Annotated in this window: 5 protein-coding genes and 2 pseudogenes; 5 read left to right on the top strand and 2 right to left on the bottom strand. The window is 71.0% G+C overall.

The window, feature by feature from the left end:
- On the top strand, positions 1-925 hold a 925-nt coding region (locus ACRDP3_RS11470), incomplete at its 5' end, for an ABC transporter ATP-binding protein (protein WP_431516781.1).
- A 78-nt stretch (positions 926-1003) separates the two neighbouring features.
- On the opposite strand, the gene ACRDP3_RS11465 is transcribed toward ACRDP3_RS11470, so the two are convergent.
- Together ACRDP3_RS11465 and ACRDP3_RS11460 are read right to left on the bottom strand one after the other, a co-directional pair.
- The gene (locus ACRDP3_RS11465; RefSeq protein ID WP_431516780.1) at positions 1004-1471 is read right to left on the bottom strand and encodes a hypothetical protein; all 468 of its coding nucleotides are present in this window, start codon (positions 1469-1471) and stop codon (positions 1004-1006) included.
- On the bottom strand, positions 1471-1998 hold the full coding sequence (locus ACRDP3_RS11460) for a COG4315 family predicted lipoprotein (RefSeq protein ID WP_431516779.1): 528 nt from the start codon (positions 1996-1998) through the stop codon (positions 1471-1473). Before ACRDP3_RS11460 ends, ACRDP3_RS11465 begins: the two co-directional genes overlap by 1 nt.
- A 215-nt stretch (positions 1999-2213) precedes the next feature.
- Between ACRDP3_RS11460 and ACRDP3_RS11455 the strand changes: the two are divergent.
- The 4 genes and pseudogenes from ACRDP3_RS11455 to ACRDP3_RS11440 form a co-directional block, all read left to right on the top strand.
- Positions 2214-2476: pseudogene (locus tag ACRDP3_RS11455) on the top strand (hypothetical protein); the annotation flags it as partial.
- A 252-nt stretch (positions 2477-2728) separates the two neighbouring features.
- A complete protein-coding gene (locus ACRDP3_RS11450; RefSeq protein WP_431516782.1) occupies positions 2729-6112 on the top strand; it encodes a GH92 family glycosyl hydrolase in 3384 nt (1127 codons plus the stop codon).
- A gap of 79 nt (positions 6113-6191) precedes the next feature.
- The gene (locus tag ACRDP3_RS11445; protein WP_431516778.1) at positions 6192-6941 is read left to right on the top strand and encodes an HAD family hydrolase; all 750 of its coding nucleotides are present in this window, start codon (positions 6192-6194) and stop codon (positions 6939-6941) included.
- A pseudogene (locus tag ACRDP3_RS11440) lies at positions 6938-7581 on the top strand (family 65 glycosyl hydrolase); the annotation flags it as partial. The gene ACRDP3_RS11445 and the pseudogene ACRDP3_RS11440, both read left to right, overlap by 4 nt.

Here is a 7581-nt window from a genome sequence, read left to right as displayed (position 1 = left end):
GCGGGCGCTGCTCGGCCTCACCCCGCGGGCGCACGCCCGGCGGCTATGGCTCGGCGACACCGACGTCACCGCGCTGCCCCCGCACCGCCGCGGTGTGGCCTGGGTCCCGCAGGACGGCGCTCTCTTCCCGCACCTCACGGCGCTCACCAATACCGCGTACGGCCTGCGCACCCACGGCGTGCACCGGGCCGAGGCCCGCAGCGCCGCCCAGCAGTGGCTCGACCGGCTCGGCGTCGGCCATCTCGCCCACCGCAAGCCCGCGCAGCTCTCCGGTGGCCAGGCGCAACGGGTCGCGCTGGCACGTGCGTTGGCCGCCCGCCCGCGCCTGCTTCTGCTCGACGAACCCCTGGCCGCCCTCGACCAGACGACCCGTGCCCAGGTCCGCCGGCTGCTGCGCGCCCACCTCGGCGACTTCGGCGGCGTCTGCCTGATCGTCACCCATGACCCGGTCGAGGCCGTCTCCCTCGCCGACCGGGTGCTGGTCCTGGACGAGGGCCGTACGCTCCAGGACGCACCGCCCGGCGAGATCACCCGTCACCCGCGCTCCCCGTGGGTGGCACGCATGCTCGGCCGCAACGCCTGGACGGGCACCACCACCGGTGACGGGATGGAACTCCCCGGCGGCGCCCGCCTCGTGGCGGCCGAACCCGCCGAGCCGGGCGCCGCCGCCCTCGCCGTCATCGCGCCGGAGGCCGTCTCCCTGCACCGCGACCGCCCGACGGGCAGCCCGCGCAACGTCTGGTCCGGAACAGTCCGCGAGATCACCGCACTCGGCAGCCGCCTGCGCGTGGTGATCGCCTGCGACCGAGCGCCCGACCTCATCGCCGAGATCACCCCGGCCGCCGCGGCCGACCTTCAACTTACCGAGGGCACTGCCGTCTTCGCCGGGGTCAAGGCCACCGAAGTGACTCTCGTCGGCGCCTGAGCCAGGGGCAACGCCCCCTTCAGCCCCACCCCACCCCCACCCGCACCCGCACCCACGCCCCGCCTCCACCCCCGGCGATCAGGGATGGCGTTGCCAGCGTGGGTCCACCTGCGAGCCGAAGGGCGAAGTGAGCATCAGCAGGGCCGTGGAGACGAGGGCGACCGACTGGGCGATGACGCTGAGCCACTTGTCGGGGAACCAGACCGGCTCGTACATGTTCGGCACCGGTCCCAGCTCGCCCACGTCGACGTACCGGTAGATCAGCAGCAGCGCCAGTCCGCCGGCGGCGACCAGGAGGGCGAAGAGGTCGGCCGGTACGCGGCGCCAGGCAAGGACGAGCAGGGCCGCGAGGGCGGCCAGCCCGGCCTCGGCCGCGAAGAGGTCGCCCTGGCTGACGGAGGCGATGACGGCGTCGTACTGGCCGGCGAGCTTGGCGTGTACGTAGGCGTCCACGGCTAGGCCGGCGGCGGCCACTACCCGGGCGGCGCCGCGCACGTAGCGGCGAACCGGGGTGGCGCGCGGGGGCGTTGCGACGAGAACGCTCATCAGTAGCCGCCCCCACCGCCGCCGTCACCCTTCGGCTTGTCCTTGATCGCCTTGCCGTCGGTGCCCACGACGTACCACTTGGCGCCGAACTGGTCGAGGTCCTGGCCCTTGGTCTCGCCCGCCTTCTGGTCCGGCTGGTAGTAGTACAACGGGTGGCCCTGGTACGTGACTTGTTTGCCGCCGTCGCCACCTGTCGTGGTGCCCAGCAGGCCCTTCTGCACGCCGCTGCCCGCGACGGGCTTGTCCTTGACGGTCATCGGCGGCCACGCCTCCGCACAGCTCCCCGAGCAAGTCGACTTGCTCGTCTTGTCCTTCACGAACAGATAGAGGGTCTTGCCCTCCTCCCCGCCCGCCAGGAACTTCCCCAGCTCGCCGGAGCGCACGCTCACCGTCTTGGCGCGCGCGGAGTCGCCGGGAGACTTCGAGGGTTCGGATTTCTCGCCGCCGCCGTCCCCGCAGGCGCTGCCGAAGACGGCGAACACGGCCGCCGACAGAATGACGGCGACTGTCCTGACACTGCTTGTCATCGAGGTCTCCTCGCCCGGCTGTCTCTCCCGGCAGCGCGCGGCGCCCTGCCGGGTCCGATCACGTCACTCAACTCAATAGACAGCAGGCGCTGCTGGACGGCCATTTCGCGGAGCCGTTCGGTGTACGGGCACGGGGCAGTCAGGGTCAGAGCAAGGAGGCCGAGAGTAAGGTAAGGCTTGGTTAAGTTGACGCACGTGCACCCCTCCCCGTTCCGGCGCCGAAGATCAACCTCGCCCGCTTCTTCACCTGGACCGGCGGGATGCTGGTGGTCGTGGCGGCACCCTGGTCAAGGGGACCGTCAACTTCCAGCCCGACCCGGCCGTGGTGCAGGCCATCGTATGGGTGGCGTATCCGGTGCCCGTCCTGTACTTCTTCCTGCGCCGGCAGACACCGCGCGACTGGGCCGTCGGCCCCCGCCTCCCCGCCGCCCGCCCCGGTGAGCAGGACTCTGCCGTCACCCCTGCCGCCCAGGGGTGACACGGGGAACGGCGGCGACCGGGCAGGCCCACCCGCACCCTTGACACCACCTGTGCCCACCGACCTTACTTGTCCCTGCGCCACCAGGGGACAACGATGTCAACGCAACCTCGGGGAGAGGGTCACGTGCGGCACAGACAGCAGCGCAGCGGACCGGGCAGATCCGGCGACACCGGAAGACCCGGCAGGCGCGGCCCGGGCCGGTTCCTCCGGACGGTCCGCCCCACGGCGCTTCTCGCCGCCGCGCTGCTCGTGGTGACGGCGCAGGGCGCCGCCGTGGCCGCACAGCCCCGGCAGCCGCCCCCCACGGAGACCTTCAGCTCCTCCTTCGAACCGGACGACCCCGCCCCGGACTGGCGCGACAGCGTCGAGACCGGAGCCGGCGGGGCGCCGAAGACCGCCGGGGTGGAGCGCGAGTCCGCACCCGGCACGGCGGGGATGAGCAGCCACACCGGCACCGGTCCCGCCGACTCCCCCAGCTCCAAGAAGGACGCCGGCTTCAGCGGCATGCACTCGCTGCGGTACGCCGGCACCCACACCACAGGCGGTCACGGCTACTCCTACAACCGGGTCTTCGACGTCAACACCCGTGTCACCGCCCGCACGTCACTCTCGTACAAGATCTTCCCCGAGCTGCCGAAGACCGACCTCGACTACCCGGCGACGCACACCTCCCTCGACCTCGCCTTCACAGACGGCACCTATCTGAGCGATCTGCGCGCCACCGATCAGCACGGCGCACCGATGACGCCGCAGGGCCAGGCCGCCGCCAAGACGCTCTCCGCGAACCAGTGGAACAACAGGGAGTCGCGGATCGGCGCCGTCGCCGCGGGCAAGACCGTCGACCGGATCCTCGTGGCCTACGACTCCCCCGAGGGCGACAGCGAGGACGGCACCGCCTTCCGCGGCTGGGTCGACGACGTCTCCCTCGCCCCCCAGGCTCCCGAGAAGCCGCCGGCGCACGTGTCCGACTACGCGGAGACGACCCGCGGCACCCTCTCCAGCGGCAGCTTCTCCCGGGGCAACACCTTCCCCGCCACCGCCGTGCCCAACGGCTTCAACTTCTGGACCCCGGTGACCGACGCCGGCTCCTCGGACTGGCAGTACGAGTACGCGCGCAAGAACAACGACGACAACCGGCCCACCCTGCAGGCGTTCAGCGCGAGCCATGAGCCCAGCCCCTGGATGGGCGACCGGCAGACCTTCCAGGTCATGCCGTCCACCGCCGCCGGGAAGCCGGACGCCTCCCGCAAGGCCCGCGCGCTGCCCTTCCAGCACGCCAACGAGAAGGCCAGGCCGCACTACTACGGCGTCACCTTCGACAACGGTCTCAAGACGGAGATCGCGCCGACCGACCACGCCGCGATGATGCGCTTCACCTTCCCCGGCGACGACGCGAATCTGCTCTTCGACAACGTCGACAACCGGGGCGGACTCACCCTGGACGAGGGCGGGGGCGACGGCAGGGGCACCGTCACCGGGTTCTCCGACGTCAAGAGCAGGCTGTCGGCCGGCGCCACCCGCCTGTTCGTCTACGCCGAGTTCGACTCCTCCGTCACCGGTGGCGGCAGGCTGAGCGGCGGCGGGGGCAAGGACGTCACCGGCTTCCTGCGCTTCGCGCCGGGCGCCGACCGCACCGTCACCATGCGCATCGCCACCTCACTGATCAGCGTGGACCAGGCGAAGGCCAACCTGGGGCGGGAGATCCCCGCCGACGCGTCCTTCAGCAGCGTCCGGGCCCGCGCGCAGCACAAGTGGGACGACCTGCTCGGCCGTATCGAGGTCGAAGGCGCGAGCCGCGACCAGCTCACCACCCTCTACTCCAACCTCTACCGCCTCTACCTCTACCCCAACTCCGGTGCGGAGCAGACCGGTTCACGTACGCGCGGTTCACGTACGCGCTACGCCAGCCCGTTCTCGAAGAAGCCGCGCCCGGACACCCCGACGCACACCGGCTCGAAGATCGTCGACGGGGAGGTGTACGTCAACAACGGCTTCTGGGACACCTATCGCACGACTTGGCCCGCCTACTCCCTGCTCACGCCGAAGCGGGCGGGAAGGATGGCGGACGGGTTCGTCCAGCAGTACAAGGACGGCGGCTGGATCTCCCGGTGGTCCTCACCGGGGTACGCGGACCTGATGACCGGCACCAGTTCGGACGTCGCCTTCGCCGACGCGTACGGCAAGGGCGTGAAGTTCGACGCCGAGGCGGCCTACGACGCGGCGGTGAAGAACGCCACGGTCGCACCGCCGGACTCCGGTGTGGGCCGCAAGGGCATGAACACCGCACCGTTCCTCGGCTATACGAGCACCGCCACCGGCGAGGGCATGTCCTGGGCGCTGGAGGGCGCGCTCAACGACTTCGGCATCGCGAGGATGGGCAAGGCGCTCCACCGCGAGACCGGCAAGGCCCGCTACCGGGAGGAGTCGGAGTACTTCCTGGGCCGCGCCCAGAACTACGTCAAGCTCTTCGACGACAAGGTCGGCTTCTTCCAGGGCAGAGACGCCGACGGCGACCGGCGGCTGCCGCCTGAGAAGTTCGACCCCCGGGTGTGGGGCTACGACTACACCGAGACCAACCCCTGGAACTTCGCCTTCACCGCCCCGCAGGACACCAGGGGCCTGGCCAACCTCTACGGCGGCCGCAAGGGCCTGGCCAAGAAGCTGGACACCTACTTCGCCACGCCGGAGACGGCGGAGAAGAAGTTCGCCGGCTCCTACGGCGAAGTCATCCACGAGATGACCGAGGCCCGCGACGTACGGATGGGGATGTACGGCCACAGCAACCAGCCCTCGCACCACATCCCCTACACCTACAACGCCGCCGGGCAGCCCTGGAAGACGCAGGCGAAGGTCCGCGAGGCGCTCTCCCGCCTCTACCTCGGCAGCGAGATCGGCCAGGGCTACCCGGGCGACGAGGACAACGGCGAGATGTCCGCGTGGTACGTCTTCAGCTCCCTCGGCTTCTACCCGCTGGTGATGGGATCGCCCGAATACGCCGTCGGCTCCCCGCAGTTCACCAAGGCCACGGTCCACCTGGACAACGGCCGCGACCTGGTGGTCAAGGCCCCGCGCAACAGCGCGCGCAACGTGTACGTGCAGGGGCTGAAGGTCAACGGCAAGCCGTGGAAGTCCACTGCGCTGCCGCACAAGCTGATCGCCCGCGGCGGCACCCTGGAGTTCGACATGGGCCCGAAGCCGTCCCGCTGGGGCACCGGCGAGAACGCCGCCCCGTCCTCGATCACACAGGACGACGAGGTGCCCTCACCGCCCGGCGACCTGACCGTGCCGGACAAGAGCGTGCCGCTGCTCGACAACACCTCCGACACCGAAGCCGCCTTCACCACCGCGGCCCTCGAGGTGGCGCCCGGCTCCCGGGACAAGCCGGTGACCTCGTACACGCTCACCTCGGCCGACAAGGACGCCGCCCCGGACGGCTGGACGCTGGAGGGCTCCGAGGACGGCGAGAAGTGGAAGCGGCTCGACCGGCGCGGCAAGGAGTCCTTCCGCTGGGACAAGCAGACCCGCGTCTTCTCCATCGCCGACCCCGGCGCGTACCGCCACTACCGGCTCGTGCCGACGGGGCCCGCGTACACCGAGAAATCCACCCTCGCGGAGATCGAGCTGCTCGGATAGCTGTACGGGCGGCCCCCAGGGGAGGGGCAATCAGGGCGGAAAGGCATGCGAACGGCGTCGGATGGGGAACCCGGCACCCATGACGAAGCTTGGTCTTCCGCCCGGCGTCCGCGCCTGCCTGTTCGATCTCGACGGTGTGCTCACCAAGACAGCCGTGGTGCACGCGGCCGCGTGGAAGGAGACGTTCGACGGTTTCCTGCGGCGCCGCGACGGTGCCGGATACCGCCCCTTCGACCCGGTCGCGGACTACGACGAGTACGTCGACGGCCGGCCACGGACCGACGGCGTACGGACCTTCCTCGCCTCCCGCGGCATCGAACTGCCCGAGGGCGAGCACGACGACACCCCCGGCGACGGCACCGTGCAGGCCCTGGGCAACCGCAAGAACGACCTGCTGCTGGAGAAGATCCGTGAGGACGGCGTCGAGGCGTATCCCGGTTCGGTGCGCTATCTGCGGGCGGTACGCGACGCGGATCTGCGCACCGCGGTCGTCTCCTCGAGCGCCAACTGCCGCGACATCCTGGTGGCCGTCGGCATCGAAGACCTCTTCGACGTGCGGATCGACGGCGTGGTTGCCGCCGTGCGCGAGCTGCCCGGCAAGCCGGCCCCCGACACCTTTCTGGCGGCGGCCCGCGACCTGGGCGTCGAGGCCGGCGAGTCCGCGGTCTTCGAGGACGCGCTGGCCGGGATGGACGCGGGACGCGCGGGCCACTTCGGCTACGTGGTCGGCGTCGACCGGGCCGGTCAGTCCGACGCGCTGCGCCGGCACGGCGCCGACACCGTCGTACAGGACCTCGCCGAACTGGCCGAGCTGGAGGACCGGGCGTGATCACCCACCGGTCGTACGCCTGCGAGCCCTGGCTGCTGCGCGAGACCAGGCTGAACCTGGACGTGCTGCCGCAGAGCGAGTCCGTCTTCGCGCTCTCCAACGGCCATGTCGGCTGGCGCGGCAACCTCGACGAGGGTGAGCCGCACGGCCTGCCCGGCTCCTACCTCAACGGCGTGCACGAGCTGCACCCACTGCCGTACGCGGAGGCGGGCTACGGATACCCCGAGTCCGGCCAGACCGTCATCAACGTCACCAACGGCAAAATCATCCGGCTGCTCGTCGACGACGAACCCTTCGACGTGCGCTACGGACGGCTGCGCTCGCACGAGCGCGTGCTCGACCTGCGCAACGGGCTGCTGCACCGCACCTGCGAGTGGACCTCACCGGCGGGCACCACGGTACGGGTGCGCTCCACCCGGCTGGTCTCCTTCACCCAACGGTCCATCGCCGCCGTCGCCTTCGAGGTGGAACCGCTGGACGAGGAGGTGCGCGTCGTCGTCCAGTCCGAACTCGTCGCCAACGAGCAGCTGCCCGAGATCGGCGGTGACCCGCGTGCCGCCCGCGCGCTGGAGTCGCCGCTGGAGCCGGAGGAGGACCTGGCCGCGGACCTGCGGCTGCGGCTGGTGCACCGCACCTGCGA

The organism is Streptomyces sp. (assembly GCF_050698815.1).
In the GTDB taxonomy this organism is placed as follows: domain Bacteria; phylum Actinomycetota; class Actinomycetes; order Streptomycetales; family Streptomycetaceae; genus Streptomyces.
Note: the sequence above shows the minus strand (reverse complement) of the source record. Positions and strands in the feature narration are given on the sequence as shown.

What these genes read in the sequence shown, in the direction of transcription:
- ACRDP3_RS11460 (WP_431516779.1), bottom strand. Translation starts at nt 1,998, where the DNA reads ATGACAAGCAGTGTCAGGACAGTCGCCGTCATTCTGTCGGCGGCCGTG.
- ACRDP3_RS11465 (WP_431516780.1), bottom strand. Translation starts at nt 1,471, where the DNA reads ATGAGCGTTCTCGTCGCAACGCCCCCGCGCGCCACCCCGGTTCGCCGC.
- ACRDP3_RS11445 (WP_431516778.1), top strand. Translation starts at nt 6,192, where the DNA reads ATGACGAAGCTTGGTCTTCCGCCCGGCGTCCGCGCCTGCCTGTTCGAT.